Raw genomic sequence first — 25,673 nt, 5'->3', positions numbered from 1 at the left:
CGGAATGCGTTAAACCTTGAGGGTGGTGGTATTCGACGCCTGCCGCCACGGCAGCAGCTTGCGTTCGAGCATGTCGATCAGAAAGTACAGGACGAAGCCAATCGCCATTAGCACGAAGAGCCCCTCCCACACGGTATTGAGGTCGTACAGGCTGGACGCCGTGAAGATCATGTGTCCGAGGCCTTTCTCCGATGAGATGAACTCGCCCACCACCGCGCCCACCAGACCGAAGCCGACGTTGATGCGAAACGTGGAGATCACGTAGGGCAGCGTGAACGGCACCACCACTTTCATGAACACGTCGTTCTTGTTCGCGCCGAGCGTGACGAGCAACGCCTGCAGGTCGGGATCGGCGTCCTTGGCCGCTTCATAGGCGGCAATCAGCGCGACGATCGCGGTAAGCGAAATGGCCAGCGCAACCTTCGAGATGAGCCCGGTGCCGAACCACAGAATCACGATGGGTGCAAAAGCGATCTTCGGCACACTATTGATCGCGACGATGAACGGCTCGATCAGCCGCGCGACGAAGGGCGAATACCACAGCGCGAGTCCGCACAACGAACCGACTGCCGTGCCGAACACGAAGCCGAGAATCGCTTCGAAGAGCGTATAGCCGGTGTCGATGAAAAGCTGATGCGATTGCACGTCGCGCAGGAGCGCCGCGAGAATTTTCGACGGCGAGCCGACGAGGAAATTCGATACCCAGCCTACCCGCGCCGCGCCTTCCCATATCGCGAAGAACGCTACTACGGCCGCCAGTTGCAACAGCGAACGGCCCCAGCCGCTGTCGAGCACAAAGAGCGCGCGAGGCTTCACTGTGCGTTGCTCCGGCGCCGGTTTATCGATGGAAGCGGATTGCGTCATGCTGCTTTCACCTCCGTCTGAATATCCAGTTCGCCGCATAATGCGTGAAAGTAACCAGCGAAGTTGGGGTCGCTGCGTGCGCCGATCGGCGAGCGAGCGGCTATGTCGATGTCGTAGATCTTCTTCACCTGCGAAGGCCGGCCGCCAAGTACGACGACGCGCTTCGATAAAGCGACCGCCTCGTCGATGTCGTGCGTGACGAGTACCACGGTCTTGTGAAACGTCTCTACGGCCTCCATCAGCACGCCTTCCAGATACAGACGCGTCTGGTAGTCGAGCGCCGAAAAAGGCTCGTCCAGCAAAATGATGTCGGGGTCGTTAATGAGCGTGCGGATCAGCGCCACGCGCTGACGCATGCCGCCCGACAGCATGCGCGGATATGCGTTCTCGAAGCCGGCGAGCCCATACGTATTGAGGTATTCCATCGCCATGTCGTGTGCTTGCGCGGCCGGCATCTTCGAGAGCTCCGGGCCGATCAGCACGTTTTGCAGCACGGTGCGCCACGGCAGCAGCAAGTCGCGCTGCATCATGTAGCCGACCTTGCCGCGCAAGCCATCGACGCTTTGCCCGCGATAGACGATATCGCCGCTATCCGCTTCGAGCAGCCCGGCGATCACGTTGAACACCGTAGTTTTGCCGCAGCCCGAAGGCCCGATGATGCTGACGAAATCGCGCTCATGAATATCGAACGTCAGACCGCCGAGCACGTCGACGGAACCGAGTTTGTTCGAAAACGATTTACGGATATTGCGTAACGCAAGCTGAACGGACATGTCTGTTCCTCGACGACGTTTTCGGAGTGCATCGCGACCAACGCGATTGAAATCACGCGGCCTGCTGTGCCGCAAGAAAGCGCCGGCGCATCGGCTTGAGCACGGCAATGGCGAGCAGCGCGGTAACGATGTCGAGCGTGATCGCGGTCGAAAACACCGGCACCCAGCTTCCCGCATGCTGATGCATCAACGCCGCGAGCGGGCCGCCGAAGATCGAACCGATCCCTTGCGAGATATAGAGCCAGCCGTAGTTCTCGGTGGCGTGCCGCGTGCCGAAAGTGTCGGTGAGCGTCGACGGAAACAGCGAAAAGATCTCGCCCCAGCCGAAGAACACCACGCCCGACAGCAGCACGAACAGCACGGCGTTATCGCGCGTGAGCAGCCATAGCGCCATGGCCACGCCTTCGAGCGCGAAGGCAAAAAACATCGTGTTCTCGCGCCCGACCCTGTCCGACACCCAGCCGAACAACGGTCGCGTGAGCCCGTTCGTGAAGCGGTCGATCGTCAACGCCAGCGGCAACGCCGCCATACCGAACACGAGTACCTTGGTCACGCCGAAGTCAGCGGCGAAGGTGGCCATCTGCGAGGTGACCATGAGGCCGGACGTGGACATCATGGTCATCATCGCGAACATCAGCCAGAAGAGCGGCGTCTTCAAGGTCTGCGACGGGCGAAAATTCGTGACGGCAGGCGTGGAAGCAGAACCCGGAAGAGCCGCGGCATCGTGCGCAGGCGGCACGCGCAAACCCTGCGAAGCGAGCAGGCCCACCACCGCAAACCCGATGCCGAACATCCAGAGCGTCGCATCGATGCCGCGCGCCTGCAGCGACGTTGCGATCGGAAACGTCGTGACGATCGCGCCCATGCCGTAGCCCGCCGCGACCGCACCCGCCGCGAAGCCTCGGTTGGTCGGGAACCAGCGCACCATCAGCCCCACCACGCCGACATACACAATGCCCGTGCCCAGACCGCCGACCAGTCCATAGGTCAGATAGAGCATCGGCGCGCTATGCACCTGTGAGGCCAGCACCCAGCTCAGGCCCGACATGACGGTGCCTATCGAAATCAGCGTGCGCGGTCCGAAGCGGTCGATCAGCTTGCCCTGAAACGGCGAGAAAAACGTCTGCAATATGATCAGCAGTGAAAACGTGACCTGCAGTTCAGGCAGCGCAACGCCGAGTTTCGCGGCGAGCGGTTTGGTCATCAGCGTCCATACATATTGCGGACTCGAAATCGCCATCATGCAGACGAGACCGAGCCCGAGTTGAAGCCAACGGTTGTGGGTCGCGCTCGACGAAGCGGCGCCGGCTTCCGTGGACGCGATGGGTGGCAACGAAGATTGCAAACGTGTGGTCATGGTGACTCCATTTACTGAGCGAATGTCTGCCGGCGATCGGCAGACGTGCAGCGTCCTCCGAGCCTGGAAGGCCGGACCTGCAATCCGATTGAAAAATAGCGCGCGTGTGCGTCTACCAGCCCGCGGCTGCCCCGTCACTGCGCGGGTCGTAGCCCGCTTCGATCAATCCATCTGGATACCGAACGATTGCGCCGGCATGTCCCATTGCTTCGTCATAGGCTTGCATCGTCTCGACTTCGTGGCCGAGCGCTGCGAGCCGCGCGACGGTGTCCGGTGCGAAACGCGCTTCGAGCTTGAGCGTGTCGGTCGATTGACCCCACGTGCGGCCGAGCAGCCAGCGCGGCGCGTCGATTGCGGCCTGGGGATTCCAGCCGAACGTCGCAATGCGCGAGAACACCGCGCTTTGCGACTGCGGCTGACCGTCGCCGCCCATGTTGCCGTAGACCATCGTGCGGCCATCGGCGAAACGCGCGAGCGCCGGGTTCAGCGTATGAAAAGGCCGGCGCAGCGGCATTAGCGGATTGCGCGCGCGCTCGTCGAGCGAGAAACTGCACCCGCGGTTCTGCCAGTTGATGCCCGTCCCCGCCAGCACCACGCCGCTGCCGAACTCGTGATAGATGCTCTGGATGAAGCTCACCGCAACGCCGTTGCTGTCGGTCACGCCGAGCCATACCGTATCGCCGGGCCCGCGACCGGCGCCCCACGGCGCGGCTTTAGTAGGCGACACTTGCGCGGCCATTGCGTCGAGCGCGGCAGGCTTCAACAGTTCGCGCGGATCGACGCGCATGTGATCCGGATCGGTGATCTCGGCATCGCGCACCGCAAACGCGAGCTTGGTTGCTTCGACGCAGGCATGCACGAACTCGGGACCCAGCGGGTCTATCTCTTTCGTCACCACGCGATCAAGAATGCCTAGAATCAGCAACGACACGAGCCCTTGCGTCGGCGGCGGCATGTTGTAGATCGTGCCGAGCGAGTGCTCGAGCGCGAGCGGCGTTCGCAGACGCGCCTCATGTCGTTGCAGATCTGCGAGAGTCAGCAGCGAGCCGGCCGACTGAAGATCGCTCGCGATGCTGCGTGCAAGGTCGCCGCGATAGAAGTCGTCGAGGCCTGCGTGGGCAAGCCGTTCGAGCGTGGCGGCAAGACGCGGCGCGACGAAACGCTCGCCCGTAGCCGGCACGCGACCATCGTGCAGGAAGCTTTCAGCAAAACCCGCGATCGGGCGCAGTTCGGCAAGGCGGCTTTCGACACACTGCGACTGACTGCGCGTGACCGGCACGCCGTGCTTCGCGTAATGGATCGCGTCTTCGAGCAGGCGCTCGACCGGCAGCCTGCCGCCGAGCGTTTCAGCCGACCAGCGATGCGCGCGCTGCCAGCCGGACACCGTGCCGGCCACCGTGTTGGCTGCGAGCGGGCCGCGCGTGGGTATGGCCGACAGTCCTCGCGAGCGGTACTCGTCGACGCTCGCCGCCAACGCCGCCGCACCGCACGCCTCGATGCCGACAGGCTCGGCGCCGGGACGCGAGATCAGCCAGAACCCGTCCCCGCCAATACTGTTCATATGCGGATAGACGACGGCGATCGTCGCGGCGGCCGAGATCATCGCTTCGACGGCGTTGCCGCCTTCGCGCAAGATTGCGAGCGCGCTCTGCGCGGCAAGCGCATGAGGCGCGACCGCCATGCCGCGGGTTCCGCGGGCCGGGTTCAGGAATTCGGAGGTCATCGGTGCACGGGGTTTTTGCTTGTATACATACCCGGTGCATATGCGAATACCGTGCCAACGCCCGTAATGCGCGCAAAGGCCGATTGCAGAAGGCGCTTAACAAATTGGGGCGCCCAATGCGTGTTGCTAGATGGTGCCTCGCAACCTCGGTGGTGCATAAGGCGCACTGTGAGGCTCCGAGGCGGTGCGGGCGCGCTGCAGGCGCTCGGTGGTCAGTGTGCGCACTTCCGCCCTGCTTCCTTCTATGTGCCGCCCCAATAACTCGACTGCGCGGTCAGCCGCAAGATCGCGGATGGCAGCGAGAATCGCAATGTGTTCGTTATATGTATCGTCGATGCAATCGCCGTATACGAGGTCGAGCCGCCGCACCACGCGGATGCGGTCGGTCACGCGCTGCATTGCGGCGCTCAACTCTGCATTGCCGGCGGCGACGACGAGCGCCTCGTGGAACGCCTCGTCGAGCGCCACCATCTCCCGGCCGTCGCGAATGCGTTGTGCGCGGGGGACGTTCCATATGCGGTCGAGCCGCTCGAGCATCTGCGACGCGGTGGCGGACAGAGCGCCGTCAGCGCCAAAGAGCCGGGTCACAGAAAACGTTTCTATGAGCTTGCGCATTTCGTACAGATCTTCGAAGCGCTTGAAGTCGATCGGCACGACTTCCCAGCCGCCGCGCACATAGCCGCGCATCAGACCGTCACTTTGAAGACGTTGCAGCGCCTCGCGCGCCGGTGTGCGCGAAACGCCGAATCGATCGGCGATGCTGCCTTCGGTCATACGGTCGCCCGGAAGCAGGCGCATGTCGAAGATATCGTCTCGCACGCTGAAGTACACGTGGTCAGCGCGCGACGAGGGAGAGCGGGTTGTGTCTTTCACGCACGAGCCTGGGATTAACAGATCTTCCGGCAGTGACTATCTGTCACCGTCAAAACATTCGTCAACAAGAATTTAATCTGCCGGCGGCGTTGTTGACCCGAAGTGCCCAACTACATGCGAGCATTGAACAACCTGTCGACGAGATCGCCCTTGTCCAGCTGCCCGACCCACCAATCGAGCGCATGTCCGCCTTTGTCTTCGCGCCACGCGAGATAGCACCGCGTGTGCTCACGCACGCCGGCAATACGTCTCGCGACGAGTTTCCCTTCACGTATGAGGCCTTCGGCCACGCGCTCGGGCAGCATGCCCACCGCGATACCTTCGCACAACGCGCCGACCTTGGCCGCCAGCGTGGGCACGACGATAACGGGTTGGCCGTCGTACGTCGCGACCGATTGAGGCTGTAGCTCGCGTGACGTGTCGCTTATGACTGCGCCGCGATATCCGGCAATCGTGCCGCGGTCCAACGGCTCGGGTATCGCGGCAAGCGGATGACCCGGCGCCACCACGAATAGATGCCGCAGCGCTCCGATCGGCCGCGCCGCGATATTCGCCGCGTGAGGCGGCTCACCGACCGCGCCCACGGCGAGATCCGCGCGCCCCGTGATCAGCGCATCCCAGACGCCGCCAAGCACTTCGGTGGACAGGCGCAGCCGCGTGATCGTTTCCATCTCGTAGAAGCTGTGAACATATGGCCACAACGATCCGAACGGCAGGATTTCATCCAGACAGATGCGCAGTTCCGATTCCCAACCTCGCTGGATACCCTGCGCTTTCATTTCGAGCTGTCGCGCCGCTTTGAGCAACTGACGCCCTTCTTCCACGAGTACGCGGCCGGCTTGCGTGAGTTTCGCGCGTCTTCCGCTGCGGTCGAACAGTTCGACGCCCAGATCGCTTTCGATCTTCTGCACGAGATATGTCAGCGCCGACGGTACTCTGTGCAGCAATTCGGCTGCCTCGGCAAATGTACCTGTTCTGTCTATTACATCCAGTACTTCAAGCGCTTCAAAAGAAAGCTTTATCGGCATTCGGCATCCTCGGTCCCGCCAAGGTGTTGATACAGTGCGTCACGATGCGGAGATCGCGGCAGCACCGCTCATTGCAATTCGGAAAGGAAGACATGGAGTGCGACGTCCGTATATGCCATAACGGCACACCGGACTGAACTGCGACTCATGCGCGGGACGGGATTGTAGAGCGGATATAAAGAAGAAGCGACAAATACTGATAAAGCAGACAAATAGCCACGGCGGATTTCCGCTGCCGGAAACCCGCCGCCCGTGCTTCAGAAAGAATGGCGCATGCCGATACGCACGTCCGCCTGCGTGCTGGTTGACGACGGCGTGAAGCTATAGCCGATTACCGCGTTCACGCCATCGGAAGCGCGCAGATAATCGCCGGAGATATAGACGTCTGTGCGTTTGGACAGCAGGTAGTGAAGCCCGAGCGATCCCTGGTTCCAGTGGTTTCCTTCAAATCGCGTGTGCTGATAACCGCCGTATAGCATCAACGCCGGCGTGAAAGTATACGAAGCGCCGCCCTCGTACACCTGCATATGCGACGTTTGCCCGACCCCCTTGATAGTCGTGTAGGTGAAGTTGCCGCTCAACATCACATTGCCGATCGTGTAGGCGGCGCCGACTGCAAAGGCGCCTTGCTTGTCGACGGGGAATGCAGAGGAACTGTACAGATCTGTTACTGCGCCGGTTGCAGGATCGACCGAGACGGTGGGCCTGCCGAGGAAAGTATGCGTGCCGATCATCGCATACGGATCGAATGCGTAGATGCCAAAAGGATTGTTCAACTGCGTGTACGCGGCGCCCATGTTGAACGCGCCGTGTTCATAGCGCGCGCCCACGCTCCATGCGCTCTTCTGGTGGAAGTCGCCCGCCGTATTGCCGAACGAGTACATGCCGCCAAAAGAGAAACCGGAAATATCGTTGGAGAGATACTTGATCGAGTTCGGCAGCCGGTCGCCGTTCATCCGGTCGAAGTCGCCCTGGTGAATCGCGTAACCGCTTGCCCACGCCGATATGTTGTACAGGTAGGCGAATTCTTCGGTCATGTCGAGCTGGTTACCAAACGACAGCGTGCCCCAGTTGTTCTTCAGGCCGACATACGCCTGGCGGCCGAATTGGGCACCGCCAAATCCAAGCTGTCCATTGCCCAAGTGGAAACCCGACTCGAGCACGAATATGGCCTGCAAGCCGCCGCCCAGATCTTCGACGCCCTTGAAGCCGATACGGTTGCCGTACGAAATGCCGTCGTCGAACTTGACCTGGTGGGAGCCACCGGCGTTGCTCACGTACGTGATGCCGGCGTCCAGAACGCCATACAGCGTGACGCTGCTTTGCGCGTGGACAGCCGTTGGCGCGCATACGGCGCTTGCTGCAATAGCGAGTCCCGAAAGACTGACGGCATTTTTCTTCTTCATTGAATTCTCCCCTGATCTGTACCTGCGCAATTCGTTGGATAAAGCGATCCCTGCAACGGCCAATAACAGGCGCGCAGCACTTCTCGCATGACGGGCAGTTCGAAACTGGTTGAGACCGGTCGATATGGCCTGGCTGTTATTTGTCCAGCATGAAAATTCCGCCAGGCCCGCGTCGACGCGTCAAGAATACGGTTCCAGATTTACGGCGAGTCGATCGGATGCGACATGAATCTGTCGCCTTGCGACCTTATAAGCGCTCAATCAAGCACACAATTGGCATTGCCTCTTCTACTTCACGCCAAGCGCCGTCTGAACGGCTTGCAAGCCATTCGTACCGCTCGCGGTATTCACGCCATCCAGCCATGACTTGAGCAGTTCGGGGTGGCGCTTGAGCGCTTCGGTCGCGGCTACGTCGACACCGGTCTTCTTTTCGAGTACTTCGGTGATCACTCCGTTTTCGAGGTCGACGTTGAATGTCAGCTGCCTGAAAAGACGGCCCACGTTAGGGCATTGTTCCGCGTAGCCGCTGCGCGCAACGGTGTTGACCGTGGCGCCGCCGTAGTTCGGGCCGAAGTACTTATCGCCTCCGTCAAGATAACTCAGCTTGAACTTCGTGTTCATCACATGCGGCTCCCACGCAAGAAACACGATCCACTTCTTCTCGCGTACTGCACGCTCGACTTGTGTGAGCATGCCCGTCTCACTGGATTCGACGACCTTCCAGCTGTCGAGGCCGAACGCTTTGTCATCGACCATCTTCTTGATGTTCTGATTGGCCGGCGCGCCGGGTTCGATGCCGTAGATCCTGCTGTCGAACTTGTCGGCATTCCTGGCAAGGTCCGCGAACGAGTGAACGCCTGCTGCCGCCACGTAGTCGGGCACTGCAAGCGTGAACTTCGCATTGCTCAGGTTCGGATGAACGACCACGATCGACTTTTCTTCTTCGAAGGGTTTGACGACCGGCGCTTGCGCGGGCATCCAGTTGCCGAGAAACACGTCGATTTGCCCTTTTTTCAGGCCCTGATACGTGATCGGCACCGAAAGGTTTGCCACCTTCTGTTTATAACCGAGCGCCTTCAGCACGACGCCGGTCATCGCATTGGTTGCGTCGATGTCGGTCCATCCCGGCCCCGCCATGTTCACCTGCATGCACGATTGCGGCTCGGCGGCGGAGGCGAAACTGGCTGCCGCGCATAGCAGCGCAACGCCGGACATCGCCTGTTTGAATAGCTTGTTCATCATCGCGGCTTTCCTGTGAGTGAGTGAGAAGTAAGCATGCAGCGACCAATCAGTGCGCGACCGCGGGGAAGCGCGCCATTGCCTCCAGCGTGTCCAGATCGATGTGATTGCGCATATAACGCTGACTTGCATCGACCCGGGGTTGCCAGTCCCAGGAAGCAACTGTGCCCTGGGTCGTGGCGGTGAAATGAAACCGGCGGCGACGCTGGCTTTGCAGCACTTCCTCGTGCAGCGCGGCGAGGTCCCAGCGCGTGGCAATCTCGTTGCGCAACGCGTCGATCTGGGCGGCGTATTCGGCTTTCTGCGCGAGGTTCTCACGCTCGAGCGGATCCGCTTTGACGTCGTACAGCTGGTCGGGGTCGGCAGGCGTGTGTATGAACTTGAAGCGCCCGCGCCGCAGCATCACGATCGGCGCAATAGCGCCTTCAGCAAGATATTCGCCGATTGCTTCATCATGACCGCCCCGCTCCGCTCGAAGGTGCGGCACGAGACTGTGTCCGTCGAGCGAATCGGGCCATGCCGCCGGTTGTTCGCCGCGCGCCAGCTCGACTAGCGTGGGGAGCAGATCGAGATGCGACACAGAAGCGTGCACGCGATGCGCGTCGAAGTGCTGCGGCGCGTGCACGATCAGCGGCACGCGGCAGCCGCCTTCAAAAAACGTCATCTTGTACCAGAGGCCCCGCTCGCCGAGCATCTCGCCATGATCGGAAGTGACGACGATGATCGTGTCCTCGGCCAGCCCAGCCTGTTCGAGCGCTTCGAGAATCGCACCGAACTGATCGTCGACATAGGAAATCGCGCCGTAATAGGCGCGCCGTGCGTTGCGGATCTGCTGGTCGGTCGGCGGCGTGCGATCGGTTTCGCAAACGTGACGCAAGCGCCTGGAGTGAGGATCGGCTTCGTCGAATGAATCGCGATGCGCGGGCATGTCGATATCTTCGTCCTGATACATGTCCCAGTACTTTTGCGGAATCGCGTAAGGGTCATGAGGATGTGTCAGCGAGGCAACCATGCAGAAAGGCCTCGCGTCTTTTCCGGCGTGCCGCTCACGGGCAATGTCGAAGAGCTTCTGGCGCGTCGTGAACGTGACTTCATCGTCGAAATCGAGCTGATTCGTGCGCACGCACGGTCCGGCTTCGATAACGGAACTCATGTTGTGATACCACGTTGGACGCGCCTGGAAATCGTCCCAGTTCGGCGTCCAGCCGAAGTCGGCCGGGTAAATGTCGGTGGTGAGGCGCTCTTCGAAACCGTGCAACTGATCCGCGCCGCAGAAATGCATTTTTCCCGAGAGAATCGTGCGATATCCTTCAACGCGAAGGTAATGTGCGAATGTCAGTGTTTGCGACGGAAATTCCGCGGCATTGTCGTACGCGCCGATTGCAGACGGAAGTTTGCCGGACAGAAAAGAAAAGCGCGAAGGCGCACACAGCGGGCTTGCGCAATATGCAGAATCGAATACCACGCCCTCTTTTGCAAGGCGGTCGAGGTTAGGTGTTCTGGTAAGCGGATGTCCATAAGCGGCGAGCGCAAATGGAGTCATCTGATCGGCCATCAGAATGAGAATATTCTTTTTGCTGTCAAGCATGGAGCGCGCCTTGAATAAAATCATGGATGTCAGTGCAACTACCTATGCCGGTGCGATCGCAGATACAACTCGAAGCGACGGTGGCGGTCCGCGTGCGGCATCTACACCACTATTGCCGGTCAATTCGGCGCTGTGAAGACGGCAATTCGTTATGTGCCTATAAGGGGGCGTTATGTCGAGGCAGGACCGCTTGCCGCCAATGCAGGCGTTGACGATGTTCGAATCCGCCGCGCGTCTCGCAAGTTTCACCGCGGCCGCGCGAGAGTTAGGCTCTACGCAGCCGGCAGTGAGCCAGCGCATCGTGCAACTTGAAGAGACGCTGGGCGCGCCGCTTTTCGAGCGTGGTCATCGGGGCGTCAGGCTCACCGAAGACGGCGAGCGGCTTTTCGATGCGGTGCGTCATGCGCTCGACACCATCCGTCATGCCACCGCCGAAATCCGCGCGCGCCGCACGCCGCAAACGCTCACGCTGTCCACCGACTTCGGTTTCGCCACTTACTGGCTGATGCCGCGGCTTTCGCAATTCAAGGCGCTGATGCCCGATGTCGACGTGAAGATCATCACGTCGCAGAGTGTGTTCGATCCGTCGCACGATCAGGCGGACGTGGCGATTGCATTCGGCGACGAACATGCGGACTGGAACGCGCGCAGCGTGGTCAAACTCTTTCCGGAGCGTGTGACGCCGGTGTGCAGCCCGGCGTTTCTCGCAGCACATCCACCGCTGATGTCGCCGTCCGAGCTGCTCGCGCTGCCGCTTCTGCACCTTGAACCGACGCAGCCCGCGCGCTGGGTGTCGTGGGCCGACTGGTTCGCGGCGCACGGCCTCGTTGCGCCCGCAGCGCATCGCGGCATCACGTTCAACAGCTTCACCCTCGTCGCCCATGCGGCGATCATGGGCCAAGGCGTGGCGCTCGGCTGGGCGCCGCTCATTCATGAACTGCTTGCGACCGGCCAACTCGTCGAGCTATTCGACACTCCGGTGGTTACCGAGCGCGGTTACATGCTGGTCACGCAGCGCGCGGCCACGGCAGCAGTCGACGCCTTCCGCCAATGGCTGCTCGGCGAATGTGGGCTCGACGCGGAATAACTATCTGGCGTTCCGGTTCCATTGCCACGGCGATTCGCTTCTATCCGCGTCGCGCGTGAATTTGCTCTACTGCGACGATGCATGCCGCGCCCCGCGGCATCCCCCTTCGTTTATGTGGAGAGCGCATGTCCGCCGATTCCCGTCCTGATCAACTGGTTCTCACCGTCGCGTGTCCGAGCGCCGCGGGCCAGGTTGCCGCCGTTGTCGGCTTTCTCGACCGGCATCATTGTTATATCGACGAACTCACCGTTTTCGACGACGACCTCAGCGAGCGCTTCTTCGTGCGCTGCGTTTTTCACGGCGTGGATGCGAACGAGACCCGAAATATCGCGGCGCTCAAACGCGAGTTCGAGCCGATTGCCGAGCGTTTCCGTATGACATGGGCGATGCACGACGTTAGCACTCGTCCCAAAGTACTCATCATGGTGTCGAAGCTCGAGCACTGTCTCGCGGACCTGCTATTTCGGTGGCGAATGGGCGAGCTCAAGATGGACATTGTCGGCATCGGCTCGAATCACCGCGATCTCGAACCGCTCGCGCAGCAACACGGGTTGCCGTTTCACCATCTGCCGATCACCGCCGATACGAAACCGCAGCAGGAAGCGCGTTTGCTCGATCTATTCGAGACGTCCGGCGCCGAATTGATGATCCTCGCGCGCTACATGCAGATTCTTTCGGGCGAGACGAGCCGTGCACTCGCTGCGCGCGCGATCAACATTCACCATTCGTTTTTGCCGGGCTTCAAGGGCGCGAAGCCCTATCACCAGGCGCATGCGCGCGGCGTCAAACTGATCGGCGCGACAGCGCACTTTGTCACCGACGATCTCGACGAAGGTCCGATCATCGAGCAGGTTGTCGAGCGTGTCGATCATTCGTACAGTCCGGAGCGCCTGCTCGCCACCGGACGCGACGTCGAGTGCATTACGCTCGCTCGCGCGGTCAAGGCGTTTATCGAGCGACGGGTTTTTATCAACGGCGATAGAACTGTCGTGCTGCAATAAGCGAAAAAAACGCCGCTTTAATAAGCGGCGTTTCTTGAACTTGAAGCATAGACAGCCAAAGCGGGACTACTTAACCCAGCTATCCACCCGATCGCCGTGTGCACTAATCCACGCGTCCGCGGCGGCGGTCGGCTTCTCGCCGTTTTGCGTGGCGAGCATCACGCTGTCGATCTCACCCGGCTTCCACTGAAACTTCTTCAGGAACGCGACAACGGGCGGCGCCTTCTTTTCCAGTTCAGGATTGACGACGCTGTCCACGTGCTCCGCCTCACCGAACACTTTCTTCGGGTCTTCAAGGAACTTGAGCTTGTACTTCGCGAACATCCAGTGCGGCTTCCAGCCGGTCACGATGATCGGCTTGCTCGCCGCTTCCGAGCGCGCGAGCTCCGCGGTCATCGCGCTGCCCGAGCTCGGCATCAGCTTGTAGTCGAGTCCGTAAGCCTTGATTGCCTCGCTGGTTTTCTGCATCACGCCCGCGCCTGCGTCGATACCGACGATGCGCGAGCCGAACTCCGCTTTTTTCGCTTCCAGGTCGCCGACCGTTTTCACGTCGAGATTGTCGGGCACGATAAGACCGATCTTCGCATCGTTGAAATTAGGACCGAGATCGACCACTTTGTCCTTGAAGTTGTTCCAGTACGCGCCGTGCGTGACCGGCAGCCACGCGGACAGCGTCGCGTCGAGATCGCCCCGCGCCACACCTTGCCACATCACACCCGCTGCAACCGGTACGAGTTGTACCTGATAGCCCAGGCGTTTTTCGATCACGCGGGCGGCGACGTTGGATGTCGCGACGCTATCGTCCCAGCCTTCCACGTAGCCGATCTTGATGGTCGGCTTCGTATCCGCCGGGGCGCTTACGCTGGTTGCCGCCAGCGCCGCGCTCAGGGTGCTCAACACCAGTATCTTTTTGATCAGTCTCATCGCCGTTCTCCCTTTCGCCGTCTAAAAACAACCCAATGAGCATTTAGAATCGCCAGCCAGAATTGCCCGGTAACGTTGTTTTGCGACAAGTAGTTGTCCGCACGCGACCTGGCCCATGTGCTTCCTGCCGCGACTCACGACAGTTTCTTCCTGACCGTTGGCGCCAGTCACTTCTCGACGACGAGATCGGTGAGCGGCTTGCTGCAACAGAGCAGCACCATGCCTTGATCGATTTCCCGCTGACGAATGCCGCCCGCATGCTTCATCGCCACCTCGCCCGATACCAGCTTCACCTTGCAGGTTCCGCACATGCCCTGTGTGCACGATGCCGGCAGGCGCACACCCGCTTTTTTCGCGGCATCCAGCACATGCTGGCCGCTGCCGCATTCGATCTCACGGTTGCTTTTAGTGAAGCTGACTTTGTAGCGCGTTTCCACTTCTGCCATACCGGGCGCGGTAGCCGGCTCGAAAGCCGGTGCCTGTTCGCGGGCTTCCACGAAGCTCTCGACTGTCGCAGGCTCGGCCGCGTTTTGCAACACCTCCGCGACATGCACGGTAGTCAGTTGAGCGGCGAGCTCGCTGACCGTGCCGAACGAAAAGCTTTCCTCATGATAATGGCCACGGTCGAAACCGCCCTCGTCGAGTAGATTGCGCACTGCTTGCATGTACGGCGCGGGCCCGCAGGTGAAGATCTCGCGTTCGAGAAAGTCCGGTGCAATCAGCTTGAGTAAGGGCAACGTCAGAAAACCCGTCACGCCTGGCCAGTTCGTGCGCGCGCCGACCCGTTCGCAAACGAATGCAGTACGAAAATGCGCGTGATTTGACGCGATCAGGTCGAGTTCGCGCGCGAAGATAATGTCGTCGGGCGTGCGGGCGCTGTGCACGAAGACAATGTCGCTATCCTCGCCGAGTTCGTGATGCGCGCGACTCATCGACATCAACGGCGTAATGCCTGAACCTGCCGACAGAAACAGCAATTTGCGCGCGGGATGACGGGCACACGTGAATTCGCCCGCGGGCCCCAGCACGCGAACTTCGCCGCCCGCCTGCAGATTGTCGTGCAGCCAGTTCGACACTTTGCCGCCCGGCACGCGCTTCACCGTAATGGAGATGGTGTGCGGACGCGTAGGCGGCGAGGAGATCGTATAGCAACGGTTGATCGACTCGCCATCGATATCCAGTTCGAGCGTGATGAACTGTCCCGGCTCGAATACGAAGCTTCGTTCCCCCGGCGCGCGGAAGAAAAAACTCTTCACGTCATGCGTTTCCTGACGCACATGGCAGCACACCAGTGTGTCGTCGACATCGCTGTCCCACCGCGCGGGCAGCGTGTCCCAGAAGCGCGGCTGCGTAACACGGCTTGTTGCAAATTGCGATGCCGGCTCGGTGCCGAGCTGAAACGTCGCATGATCGCGCATCATTGTTTTCTCCCGCTCCTGGTTGCGCTAGTGCGCTCAGCGCTTGAAGGACACGACTTTTTCGCCGAATGCGGACGGTTCGGCATCGTGCGTCTGCGGCGCATTGCTGTAATCTGCAATACGGCCGATGTACCAGTCGCAGAACTTCTCCACGAGACCCTCTGTGAACGGCGAATACGGACCCGGCTCATAGGCGCTGCTGGTTGCGCCGCGCTGCGAGTATTCAACGAGCGCGCGGTCCTGATCGTTGGTTGCGCGCCATACGGCCGTCAGGTTGTTGACGTCGTAGTCGATGCCTTCGCGCGCGTCCTTGTGAACGAGCCATTTCGTGCGCACCAGCGTTTTGCCTGCCGAAAGCGGAATCACCGAGAAACTCACAATGTGATCGCTCATGAAGTGATGCCATGAATTTGGCTGCGTCCAGAAAGACAAACCGCCAAGATCGGCCTGCTCAAAGCCGCCGAGCAATTTCTTCGAGGCCACCTTCGCGTCCAGGGTCTGCGATTCGCCGTCGCGATCGAGCGGCAGACGTTGCGTGCGAAAACCGGTAACGAGATCCGCGAGCCGGTCGATTTCCGCCGACGGCAGCTTCATTGCTTCCCATTGCGCGGTACGGCGCGCAACCGTCTCTTCGAAAGCGGCCATGCCCTCTTCGTTAGCCGGTGTGCGCTGATAGCCGAAACCGTATTCGTAAAGCGAAATGGTCAGCTCAGGATGATTCGCGACGCAGTGATAGCACTCGCGATTGTTCTCCATCGTAAGCTTCCAGTTGCCTTCCTCGATGATGTCGATTGACGCCGCGATCTTGCAGCCCGCCAGCTGATGCGGCGCGAGGTACGGCTCCATTGCCGCGCGCATGACGGAAAAGTCAGCGGGCGGGTTGTCGGCGAGACAGATGAAAATGAGTCCCGCGAGGTTCTCGACGTGGACTCTCTTCAAGCTGTGCTTGCAGCGGTCGAACTGGTCGCCCATGTGCTCGGCGAACATCAGATCGCCGTTCAGGTTATACGTCCAGCTGTGATACGGGCAGACGATATTGCCGAGCGAACCCTTGTCGGTATTGCACAGGCGTGCGCCGCGATGGCGGCACACGTTGTGAAACGCCCGCACCTGCATGTCGTCGTCGCGTACGATCAGAATGGAATCGTGGCCGATTTCCACCGTGATGTAATCGCCCGGCTCGGGCACATCCGGTTCAACCGCGACCTGAATCCAGTGATGACGGAAGATCGCGTCCATGTCGAGCGCGAAGATTTCCTCGCTCGTATAGAACGGCGCTTCCAGCGTGTAATTCTTTTTGCGGCGTTCGATCATTGCGCGAACGTCTGCGGAAACTTTCATTGTGTGCTCCGTTGCGTGTCACGTCTGGCGCCGCGCCAGGCCCTCCTGGCCGCTTGTTCGCCTGAACCGGAAATCAGTAATCCACGAGTTGATGCTCGCGCAAATACGCCAGAATCACTTGTGCTTTTTCGACGGAACTCCCTTCAATTACGACGCTTCCGCCGCGGCTTTCCGTCGTGGTTGCGGAGAGCATCCGGGCGTGGCCCGAGCGCTTCTCGGCCGCGGCGAGACGCACGGGCTTGGCGCTCGCCGGGCGAATGGTCCAGGCCATATCCGTCGCGTGGCCGGCAGCCCCACAGGCAAGCGCGTGAATGGTCCCTTCGCGCTGTCGTGCATAGGCATAGGTCGGCGTTGCGTTTGCCATCGGGTGCACGGCGATCAGTGCGGGCAACTGCACTTCGACACGGCGGCGCAAACCCTTGGGCATGAATTGCCGGACTTGTGCGCAACCGTCCTTCAAGACAATATCGACAGCCGCGCCGACGAGCGGAATGTCCAGCGCATTCGCCACCCGATACGGCAACATGCCGCTGTCGAAAGCACCTTCGGCGCGCGTGCCGGTCAGCACGAGATCGTAGCCGGGCAGACGCGCGGCAAGCAGCGCTGCGCCATCGGCTTGCGATCCGTCTGCGTCGGGAACGGCAAGCACTTCGACCGAGCGCGCGCCGAGCGCGAGATATTCCTGCAGCGCGGGATTCGCAGGGTCGCCCGCATGCAGCACATCGAGCGTCGCAGCGTGCTGCTTTGCAAGCGTCAAAGCGAGCGTCAGTGCGGCGGCGTCGTTGCGGCTATAGCGCGCGACACCGCTCACCGGATGCCGGCCCACGGAAACCAGTACGGCGATTTTCATGCGAGCGCTCCTTCCGCTACAGCCTTCGAATTCAGTAATGCTGCACTCGTGCCGCGCGCCGTGCGCGCCGCGGCAGCCGCGTCATTGAGTGCCGCGATAGTTTCCTGCGCATCCGCGATCACAGTCAGGTTCGCGCGCTTTGCGATCGGCGCGCTCGCGTCGAGGTTCACCGCGATCACATGCCGGCAATCCTTGATGCCTTGCAAATGCTGCACGGCGCCGGATATGCCGAACGCGATATACACGCTCGCTTCAACGGTCTTGCCGGTCGCGCCAATCTGCTTGTCGCGAGTGAACTTGCCGTCGTCGACTGCAACGCGGCTTGCACCGATCGCCGCGCCGAGCGTGGCCGCGAGACGCTCGAACGCAGGCACATCGCTGACGCCGTTGCCTGCGGACACGATGAAGTCAGCCTCTTCGAGCGCGAGCTGCGCCGCGTCCATGTCCTCGATGCCGAGGTCACGCACGATGCCTTTGGTAGCAGTAGGTTCGGCATCGAAACGCCACGCGACTCGCTCTCCTGCGCCGACGAACGGCAGCTTCGGATCGACTGCGTTCGGCGCAATCAATATCACTTCCGGCAGCGCACATGAAGCGAACGCGGTGTTCGCGTGCACATAAGCGGCCACGTGAGACGCATCGATTTCGACGACGTGTGTCGCGACGCTTGCATTGGCCGCCGCCGCATAGCGGCGGCCCAGATCGCCGTCGCCGATCGCGTTGTCGGGCAGGAACAGGTGCGCAGGCGCATAAGCGGCGACGCACGCGGCGAGCGCATTCAATTCGTCGGCCGGCGCGAAATGGCGTCGATCGAACGTAGGCAACTCGATCAGCTTGTCAGCGCCGAGTGCGGCGGCGTCGCCCGTGAATTCGCCGAATACCAGCAGCACGACCTCGGTGGTGGCATCGGCGATCAATGCGGCGGCGGCCAGCGTCTGGCGCGCGTGATCGTCGAGCGCGCCGCGGTCCGCGTGCGCCGCCACCAGCATCACGTGCTGCGGCGTGGCGCTCGTACGGCGCGGCTTTGGCTGTTCACGATGCGCGGCGCCCGCAGCAGTGAAATCTATTGCGCCCGCCACGCCAGTCGCGCCCAGGGTGATGCGTCTGAGTCCGTCTACTGTAATCGTGAACGGCCGGCGCGGATCGATTCGTTTGATTGTGTTCATCGCGTTACTCCAGCGCTGCTGCAACCAGTTCAGCGACGTCCAGCACTTCAGGACGCGGCCCGACCACGCCTTCGAGCATCGCGGTGCAATTCGGGCAGCCCACGGCGACAATCTCGGCGCCGATGCCGCGTGCGTCGTCGATACGAATGTCGGGAATGCGCCGCTTGCCCGGAATGTCGGTCAACGGGGCACCGCCGCCGCCACCGCAGCAACGTCCACGCATGCCGTGGCGCTCCATTTCGACAACCTTGATGCCAATACTCTTCAGCACTCGGCGCGGCGCCTCAGTCTCGCCGTTGTAGCGGCCCAGGTAGCACGGATCGTGATACGTGATCTTGCTATCCGCGTAGGCGGCGAGCGCGCGCGGCGACAGCTTGCCGCTCGCAACCAGTTCATCGATCAGCGCGGTGTGATGCTGCACTTCATAGAAGCCGCCCAACGCGCGATACTCGTTGCGCAAGCTGTGCAGCACGTGCGGGTCGGAGGTGACGATCTTGCCGAACGAGTACTGCGAGAGCGTGCCGATCAACTTCTTCGCGAGTTGCTGGAACGTGGCTTCGTCGCCGAGACGCCGGGCCGTGTCGCCCGTATCGGTTTCGACGCCGCCAAGCACCGCATAGTCGACACCCGCGCGGTTGAGCACCTTGACGAGCGCGCGCAGCGTGCGTTGATAGCGCATGTCGAATGCGCCTTCGCCCGCGATCAGCAGCACATCCACGCGACGTCCAGGCTGCGCGACCTGCACTTGCAAATCGACCGCCCAGTCATAACGCGCGCCGATGTCGTAACCATTCGAGCTACCCGTTTCGCGCAGATTCGCGAGCGTGATCGGCCCCTTGCCCGGCACCACGCCTTCGACGAGCGTCTGATTGCGGCGCATATCCACGATGGCGTCCACGTGCTCGATCAGCATCGGGCACTCCTGCACGCAAGCGCGGCAGGTCGTGCACGACCACAGCGTTTCTGCCTCGATCAGGCTTGAAATTAGCGGCTTGCCGGGCGCACCGCCATGCTTGCCTACGGGAATGCCCGGCGTGGGACTGCCTGCGTATTCGGCGTCCGTGCCGCCCACCATGCCCGTCACCAGATCCTGAATGAGCTTCTTCGGATTGAGCGGCTGGCCGGCGGCGAATGCGGGACACGCTGCCTCGCATTTGCCGCACTGCACGCATGCGTCGAAACTGAGCAACTGGTTCCAGCGAAACTCCACGGGCTTGCCCACGCCGTATTCTTTCGCGTCGAGCAGCGGCGCCTTCAATGCGGTCGGCGGCACCACGTCGCGATCGTTACGCTCGGCAAAGCGCTCCTGACGCGGATGAAACGCGAGATGCAACAGACCCGCGAGCGCATGTTTCATTGGACCGCCACGTGCGGCGCCGAATGTCATCGTGAACGCGCCCACTGCGATCAGCAGCGCGACGATGATCGCGAGCGCGCCCGACATTGCAGCGGCCGGCAGTGCGATGAACAACACGAGACCGAGCGCGAACGACCCAAGCAGCAGCGGCAGATGATCCCAGGGTCCGCGCGAAAGTCGCGCGGGTACCGCCTTCGCACCATGCCGGCGACGCCATACGAATACTGCGCCGACCAGCATCACGAGCGCGGCCAGAAAGATCAGCTTGTCGAGCCACGGCGAGTAGATCGCGAGACCGTAGTTGACGAACACGAGGGCCATCGCGAGGATCGCCCCGCCGGCAGTCGCAACGTGCGTTTTCGCAATGTACGGATCGCGCGCGACCACATGATGCAGATCGACGAAGTAGCGTTTCGGAATCGACAGCAGATTCGCCCAGCCGTACGCGCCCGCCGCCGTTGCGCGACCCACGCGCCAGTATGCGGCGCGCTTCGCGAGCGCGAAAGCCAGACCCGCCATCGACAACCACAACAGCACGGTGATGACAGACACGGGGCTCATCGTCAGAAGTCCTTGCAAAGGCGCAGCGCGTCGTAAATCGCGCCGTGAATGTTGTGCATGGAGATGCAGTCGCCGACGCGAAACAGCAGGAAGCGGCCATTGCCGAGTTCTTCGGAAAGCGAAGGCTGCGGCTCGGACGCAAAGAGCTTATGCACGTCGACCTGCCCGCGATTGATCGACTCCGGCTTGAGCTTCCAGTACAACTCGTCGTTCGGCGTGCTGCCGTTCTCGATCACGACCTGATCGACTGCGCGCTCTTCCTGCTCCTCCGTGTACTCGTTGCGGATTACGGCGATCTTCTTGCCGTCTTCCTCGTACACTTTGTCGAGCCAGTAATTCGGTGTGTGGACCACGCCCTGCGCATAAAGGCGTCGATAGAAAATCGGGAACGTGGTGCCGCCTACGTCGTCGGCCACTTTCACGTCGGGCGTGACGATCTCCACATTCGAGCCGCGGCTAGAAATGAAATCGGCGACTCCGGCGCCGGCGTGCGTGCTGACGCCGTCGTACACGAGTACGTTCTTGCCGGGTTCGACCTTGCCCGAGAGCACGTCCCACGAACTCACCGCGAGACCTTCGTCGACACCCCATGCCGCGACTTGCGACGTGAAGGAGGAGCCACCCGTGGCAAGCACGACGATGTCCGGTTTCTCGGCCATGATGGTTTTATCGTCGGCCGCGACTCCGAGACGGCGGTCCACGCCCAGGCGCTTCGTCTCCATATCGAACCAGCGGACGATGCCCGCCATCTGCTCACGCTGCGGCGCCTTTGCCGCGAGCATGATCTGGCCGCCCACATAGTCGTTCTTCTCGAACAGCACCACGTCATGACCGCGCGACTTCGCGACCCGCGCCGCTTCGAGTCCCGCAGGACCCGCGCCGACCACGACGACCTTGCGCTTCGGCCCGTTCGTGCGCGCGATCACATGCGGCATGGTCGCTTCGCGCGAGGTCGCGGCGTTCTGCACGCACAGCACGTCGAGGCCGTTGTACTGACGGTCGATGCAATAGTTCGCGCCGACGCATTGCTTGATTTCGTCCTCGCGGCCATCGCGAATCTTGATGACCATATGCGGGTCGGCAATCTGCGCGCGTGTCATGCCGACCAGATCGACCATGCCGCTCGCGAGCAGACGCTCGGCCTGACCCGCGTCGCGAATACTTTGCGCATGCATGACCGGGACTTTCACCACCGACTTGATGCCGGCCGCGAGATGCACGAAAGGCTCGGGCGGCAGCGCCATCGGCGGCATGCAGTTGGCGAGCGTGTTGTGCGTATCCGCACCGGAGCCGATCACGCCGAGATAATCGATCAGGCCGCTTTCGCTCATTGCCTGCGCGATCTCTTTCAGTTGCTCGTGATCGAGCCCGTCTTCATGGAACTCGTCGCCGCACATGCGCAAGCCCACGCAGAAATCGGGGCCCACTGCTTCACGCACTGCCTTTAATACTTCAACGCCGAAGCGCAGGCGGTTTTCAAGCGAGCCGCCCCATTCGTCGGTACGGAAATTGGTGCGCGGGCTCCAGAACTGGTCGATCAGATGCTGGTGCGCCGCGGAGATTTCAACGCCGTCCATGCCCGCATCCTTCACGCGTTTCGCGGCAGCCGCGAAGTCAGTGATAATGCGGCGAATCTCTTCCACTTCAATGATCTTTGCGTTGCCGCGATGCACCGGCTCACGCACGCCCGAAGGCGACATCAGATGCGGCCAGTGCTCGCCATGAAACGCCGAGCGGCGTCCCATGTGCGTGGCCTGAATCATGATCTTCGCGCCGTGCGTGTGCATGGCTTCCGCGAGCCGCGAGAGCGGATCGATGATCTTGTCGGTCGACAGATTCACCGACTTCCACCAGCCTTGCGGACTGTCGATCGAGACCGGGCTCGAACCGCCGCATACGGCGAGGCCCACACCACCCTTGGCCTTTTCTTCGTAGTAACGGATATACCGGTCGCCGGGCAGCCCGCCAGGTTCCGCATACACCTCAGCATGCGCAGTGCTGACAATGCGGTTGCGCAAAGTCAGCTTGTTCAGCGTGAGAGGCTTAAAAAGGTTCGGGTAACGCATCGCGATCGACCTCGGAATAATATGACTTCTAGTGCTATGCCGCGAGTGGCGACACTTCGAACACGCAATGGTCGTGGCCTTCCGCCGCGCATCGCGCTTCTTTCGATTGCGAAGGCGGACCCTTGCGTTGTGAATCGGGCGCCGTATCATTGACCCAGTCCATTGCGCCCGCGAACCAGCCGGCGAACATGTAGCAGAGCTTTCCGACCTTGCCCGGCTGCGCGAGTACGAACGACGAGTGATGGAGTTCTATACGTGCATGCGACGTGGACGGATCGCTTTCCGTGATCGTGAAGATGCCCCAGCCGCGTTGCGAAAGCCGCTTCAGGTAGTGCTCGAACACGGCCATGCCGGCAATGCCGTGCTGCTTGGCTTCCTTGTCGCACCAGAAGTACGCGGACTTGTAGCCCGCCTTGTAGAGAATCTCGGCGTAGGTGTCGATGCCGAGCGCTTCTTCAACGGCGGTATGGTTGTTCGTGAAGAAATGGCGCGGCACGTACAGCATCGGCAGCGCGTCGGTGGTCCAGACGCCAGTGTTCGCATCGACGTCGATAGGCAGTTGGGGTTGCATGTGGAAGACTCCTTGTTTTATGGGGCGAATCTGCAGGCTCTACGCGCGTGACGCTCAGACCTTCCACACTTCGCCGAACACGCGGACCCAGTTTTCACCCATGATCTTCTTGATGCGCGTCTCGCTCCAGCCCGCGCGCTCCATCGCGGCGGTCAGGTTCGGGAACTCGCCGATCGTGCGGATGCCTTCCGGATTCACGACCTTGCCGAAGTTCGTCAACTGGCGATAACGGCCCTTGTCGTGCGTGATCCAGTCGAAGAACTCCGTGCTGTAGCCTTGCGTGAAGTCCGTGCCGATGCCGACCTGATCTTCGCCGATCAGATTCACCACGTACTCGATTGCCTCGATATAGTCTTCGACGGTCGCGTCCGCACCGCGCTTCAGGAACGGCGCGAACATGGTCACGCCGACAAAACCGCCGGCGTCGGCGATCTCTTTCAGTTGTTCGTCGCTCTTGTTGCGCGGGTGCTCTTTGAGTCCCGACGGGCAGCAATGCGAATAGCACACCGGCTTTTTCGACGCCGCAATCGCTTCCGACGAAGTTTTTCCGCCGACATGCGAAAGATCGACCATGATGCCGACGCGATTCATCTCCTGGATCACTTCACGGCCATAACCCGACAGACCGCCGTCGCGCTCATAGCAACCGGTGCCGACCAGGTTCTGCGTGTTGTAGCAAAGCTGTACCACGTTCACGCCAAGGTCTTTGAATGCCTCGATATAGCCGAGGTTGTCCTCGAATGCGTGCGCGTTCTGGAAGCCGAAAATGATGCCCGTCTTGTTCTCTTTCTTCGCGCGGAAGATGTCGTCGGTCGTGCGCACGAGCGTGAGGATCTCGCCATACTCGCGGATCTGCTGTTTCATTTCGGCGATGTTATCGACGGTTTTCTGGAAGCTCTCCCACACCGACACCGTGCAGTTCACCGCGGTCACACCACCCTTGCGCATATCTTCGAACACCGAGCGCTCGAACTTGGAAATGTTCAGACCGTCGATGATGATGCTGTTTTCGTGCAGATTGCTCATCGTGTGCTCCAGGTGTTCTCAGTAGATGGGGAAGCGCTCGCACAGCGCGAAAATCTCGCGGCGCACGCGTTGTTCTGTGGCCGCATGGCCTTCGGGGTGGTCGCGCAGCGAATCGAGCACTTCGACGATCAACCGGCCCACGTCGCGGAACTCGTTGACGCCGAAGCCGCGCGTCGTGCCCGCCGGTGTGCCGAGGCGCACGCCCGAGGTGATCGTCGGCTTCTCAGTGTCGAAAGGAATGCCGTTCTTGTTGCACGTGATGCCTGCGCGCTCCAGCGCCTGCTCGACCTGATTGCCCTTGAGGCCCTTCGGCCGCAAATCGACCAGCAGCAGATGGTTGTCGGTGCCGCCCGTCACGAGATCCACGCCGCCGGCCTTCAGCACTTCGCCGAGTGCCTGTGCGTTGCCGAGCACGTTGTCGATGTAGGTCTTGAAGCCGGGCTGCAACGCCTCGCCGAACGCGACGGCCTTGCCCGCGATCACATGCATCAGCGGGCCGCCTTGCAAGCCTGGGAACACAGCGGAGTTGATCTTCTTCGCGATGTCTTCGTCATTGGTCAGCACAAAGCCGCCGCGCGGACCGCGTAAGGTCTTGTGCGTGGTGGACGTCACTACATGCGCATGCTCGACGGGGTTTGCGTGACGTCCCGCCGCGATCACGCCGGCGATGTGCGCCATATCCACCATCAGCTTTGCACCGACGCTGTCGGCAATCGCGCGCAGCCGCTTGAAATCCAGCGCGCGCGGATACGCCGAGAAGCCAGCGATCAGCAGCGCGGGTTTATGCTGCTTTGCAAGTTCCTCGATCTGCTCGTAGTCGATCAGCAGAGTGTCGCGGCTGACGCCGTACTGCACCGCGTTGAACCACTTGCCCGACATGGCCGGCTTGGCGCCATGCGTGAGGTGCCCGCCCGCGTCGAGCGACATGCCGAGCACCGTGTCGCCCGGCTTCACCAGCGCGAGCATGACCGCACCGTTTGCCTGCGCGCCGGAATGCGGCTGCACGTTGGCGAATTTGGCGTTGAACAATTGCTTGATGCGTTCGAGCGCGAGGGTCTCGATTTCGTCGACGTATTCGCAGCCGCCGTAGTAACGCTTGCCCGGATAACCTTCCGCGTATTTGTTGGTCAGCACCGAGCCTTGCGCTTCGAGCACCGCGCGCGACACGATGTTTTCCGACGCGATCAGTTCGACTTGCGACTGCTGGCGCTCGAGCTCTTTCAAAATAGCGCCGCGCACCGCCTGATCGCGCGCGGCGAGCGATTCTTCGAAGAAAGGATTCGGGTTCGACATGGAAGGTCCGTGGAATCGTTGACGGGAAGGCCCGGAAGCCGCGCTGAGGCTTAGCTTGTGCGGCGCTTGCGCCCTGCTGCTACCGGCTTGCATTGCGTCTATTCTTGACGCTTGCATCGCGCGTCAATTTATGAATTCAGACGCGTTCTTTGCCTTTTCCG

22 protein-coding genes are annotated in these 25,673 nt (G+C 61.3%); 3 read left to right on the top strand and 19 right to left on the bottom strand.

Going from position 1 to position 25,673, the window contains the following annotated elements; translation table 11 throughout:
- Positions 1–9 precede the first annotated feature (9 nt).
- The 9 genes from JMY24_RS25910 to betC all read right to left on the bottom strand — a co-directional run bounded on the left by JMY24_RS25910 (position 10) and on the right by betC (position 10,851).
- A complete protein-coding gene (locus JMY24_RS25910) occupies positions 10–864 on the bottom strand; it encodes an ABC transporter permease (protein WP_128596243.1) in 855 nt (284 codons plus the stop codon).
- Positions 861–1,637 (bottom strand): ABC transporter ATP-binding protein, encoded by a 777-nt coding sequence (locus JMY24_RS25905; protein WP_128584464.1) that lies wholly within the window; start codon positions 1,635–1,637, stop codon positions 861–863. Before JMY24_RS25905 ends, JMY24_RS25910 begins: the two co-directional genes overlap by 4 nt.
- 52 nt (positions 1,638–1,689) lie before the next feature.
- Complete coding sequence (gene oxlT, locus JMY24_RS25900) at positions 1,690–2,994, bottom strand: oxalate/formate MFS antiporter (protein WP_201703179.1); 1,305 nt, start codon at positions 2,992–2,994, stop codon at positions 1,690–1,692.
- Between the two features lie 112 nt (positions 2,995–3,106).
- On the bottom strand, positions 3,107–4,717 hold the full coding sequence (locus JMY24_RS25895; protein ID WP_201703177.1) for a gamma-glutamyltransferase family protein: 1,611 nt from the start codon (positions 4,715–4,717) through the stop codon (positions 3,107–3,109).
- A gap of 126 nt (positions 4,718–4,843) precedes the next feature.
- Positions 4,844–5,590, bottom strand: a complete 747-nt coding sequence (locus JMY24_RS25890) for a GntR family transcriptional regulator (RefSeq protein WP_236597503.1) — start codon at positions 5,588–5,590, stop codon at positions 4,844–4,846.
- Between the two features lie 110 nt (positions 5,591–5,700).
- Positions 5,701–6,618, bottom strand: coding sequence for a LysR substrate-binding domain-containing protein (locus JMY24_RS25885; protein WP_128596802.1), 918 nt, complete (start codon positions 6,616–6,618; stop codon positions 5,701–5,703).
- A 257-nt stretch (positions 6,619–6,875) separates the two neighbouring features.
- A complete protein-coding gene (locus JMY24_RS25880; RefSeq protein WP_128584467.1) occupies positions 6,876–8,024 on the bottom strand; it encodes a porin in 1,149 nt (382 codons plus the stop codon).
- A 288-nt stretch (positions 8,025–8,312) separates the two neighbouring features.
- Positions 8,313–9,266, bottom strand: a complete 954-nt coding sequence (locus tag JMY24_RS25875) for a choline ABC transporter substrate-binding protein (protein ID WP_128584468.1) — start codon at positions 9,264–9,266, stop codon at positions 8,313–8,315.
- A gap of 46 nt (positions 9,267–9,312) precedes the next feature.
- The gene (betC, locus tag JMY24_RS25870) at positions 9,313–10,851 is read right to left on the bottom strand and encodes a choline-sulfatase (RefSeq protein WP_128596800.1); all 1,539 of its coding nucleotides are present in this window, start codon (positions 10,849–10,851) and stop codon (positions 9,313–9,315) included.
- Positions 10,852–10,861: 10 nt separating this feature from the next.
- Here betC and JMY24_RS39275 point away from each other — a divergent pair, with 10 nt between their 5' ends.
- The 3 genes from JMY24_RS39275 to purU all read left to right on the top strand — a co-directional run bounded on the left by JMY24_RS39275 (position 10,862) and on the right by purU (position 12,939).
- Entirely contained in the window at positions 10,862–10,987 is a 126-nt protein-coding gene (locus tag JMY24_RS39275) for a hypothetical protein (RefSeq protein WP_268960825.1), read from the top strand.
- Between the two features lie 36 nt (positions 10,988–11,023).
- The gene (locus JMY24_RS25865; protein ID WP_128596799.1) at positions 11,024–11,938 is read left to right on the top strand and encodes a choline sulfate utilization transcriptional regulator; all 915 of its coding nucleotides are present in this window, start codon (positions 11,024–11,026) and stop codon (positions 11,936–11,938) included.
- A gap of 125 nt (positions 11,939–12,063) precedes the next feature.
- Complete coding sequence (purU, locus tag JMY24_RS25860; RefSeq protein ID WP_020067509.1) at positions 12,064–12,939, top strand: formyltetrahydrofolate deformylase; 876 nt, start codon at positions 12,064–12,066, stop codon at positions 12,937–12,939.
- Between the two features lie 66 nt (positions 12,940–13,005).
- On the opposite strand, the gene JMY24_RS25855 is transcribed toward purU, so the two are convergent.
- From JMY24_RS25855 to JMY24_RS25810, 10 genes are all read right to left on the bottom strand, one after another.
- Complete coding sequence (locus JMY24_RS25855) at positions 13,006–13,863, bottom strand: glycine betaine ABC transporter substrate-binding protein (RefSeq protein ID WP_020067508.1); 858 nt, start codon at positions 13,861–13,863, stop codon at positions 13,006–13,008.
- Between the two features lie 167 nt (positions 13,864–14,030).
- Positions 14,031–15,284, bottom strand: coding sequence for an FAD-binding oxidoreductase (locus tag JMY24_RS25850; protein ID WP_201703175.1), 1,254 nt, complete (start codon positions 15,282–15,284; stop codon positions 14,031–14,033).
- Positions 15,285–15,317: 33 nt separating this feature from the next.
- Positions 15,318–16,622 (bottom strand): aromatic ring-hydroxylating oxygenase subunit alpha, encoded by a 1,305-nt coding sequence (locus JMY24_RS25845; protein WP_128584472.1) that lies wholly within the window; start codon positions 16,620–16,622, stop codon positions 15,318–15,320.
- A 73-nt stretch (positions 16,623–16,695) separates the two neighbouring features.
- Positions 16,696–17,472, bottom strand: a complete 777-nt coding sequence (locus JMY24_RS25840; RefSeq protein WP_128596798.1) for an electron transfer flavoprotein subunit beta/FixA family protein — start codon at positions 17,470–17,472, stop codon at positions 16,696–16,698.
- Positions 17,469–18,638 carry an electron transfer flavoprotein subunit alpha/FixB family protein gene (locus JMY24_RS25835; protein WP_201703173.1) on the bottom strand — a complete coding sequence of 390 codons (1,170 nt, stop codon included), beginning with the start codon at positions 18,636–18,638 and terminating at the stop codon, positions 17,469–17,471. The genes JMY24_RS25840 and JMY24_RS25835 overlap by 4 nt, the downstream gene beginning before the upstream one ends.
- A gap of 4 nt (positions 18,639–18,642) precedes the next feature.
- On the bottom strand, positions 18,643–20,556 hold the full coding sequence (locus JMY24_RS25830) for a (Fe-S)-binding protein (RefSeq protein WP_128596797.1): 1,914 nt from the start codon (positions 20,554–20,556) through the stop codon (positions 18,643–18,645).
- A gap of 2 nt (positions 20,557–20,558) precedes the next feature.
- A complete protein-coding gene (locus tag JMY24_RS25825) occupies positions 20,559–22,622 on the bottom strand; it encodes an NADH:flavin oxidoreductase (protein ID WP_128596796.1) in 2,064 nt (687 codons plus the stop codon).
- A 34-nt stretch (positions 22,623–22,656) separates the two neighbouring features.
- Positions 22,657–23,193 (bottom strand): DUF5943 domain-containing protein, encoded by a 537-nt coding sequence (locus JMY24_RS25820; protein ID WP_020067501.1) that lies wholly within the window; start codon positions 23,191–23,193, stop codon positions 22,657–22,659.
- A 54-nt stretch (positions 23,194–23,247) separates the two neighbouring features.
- Positions 23,248–24,219 carry a dipeptidase gene (locus JMY24_RS25815; protein ID WP_027798645.1) on the bottom strand — a complete coding sequence of 324 codons (972 nt, stop codon included), beginning with the start codon at positions 24,217–24,219 and terminating at the stop codon, positions 23,248–23,250.
- 18 nt (positions 24,220–24,237) lie between these two features.
- A complete protein-coding gene (locus JMY24_RS25810) occupies positions 24,238–25,512 on the bottom strand; it encodes a serine hydroxymethyltransferase (RefSeq protein ID WP_128596795.1) in 1,275 nt (424 codons plus the stop codon).
- Positions 25,513–25,673: the final 161 nt, after the last annotated feature.

It is taken from the genome of Paraburkholderia kirstenboschensis, from assembly GCF_904848585.1.
GTDB lineage: Bacteria > Pseudomonadota > Gammaproteobacteria > Burkholderiales > Burkholderiaceae > Paraburkholderia > Paraburkholderia kirstenboschensis.
This window is presented reverse-complemented; position numbering and strand designations above follow the sequence as displayed.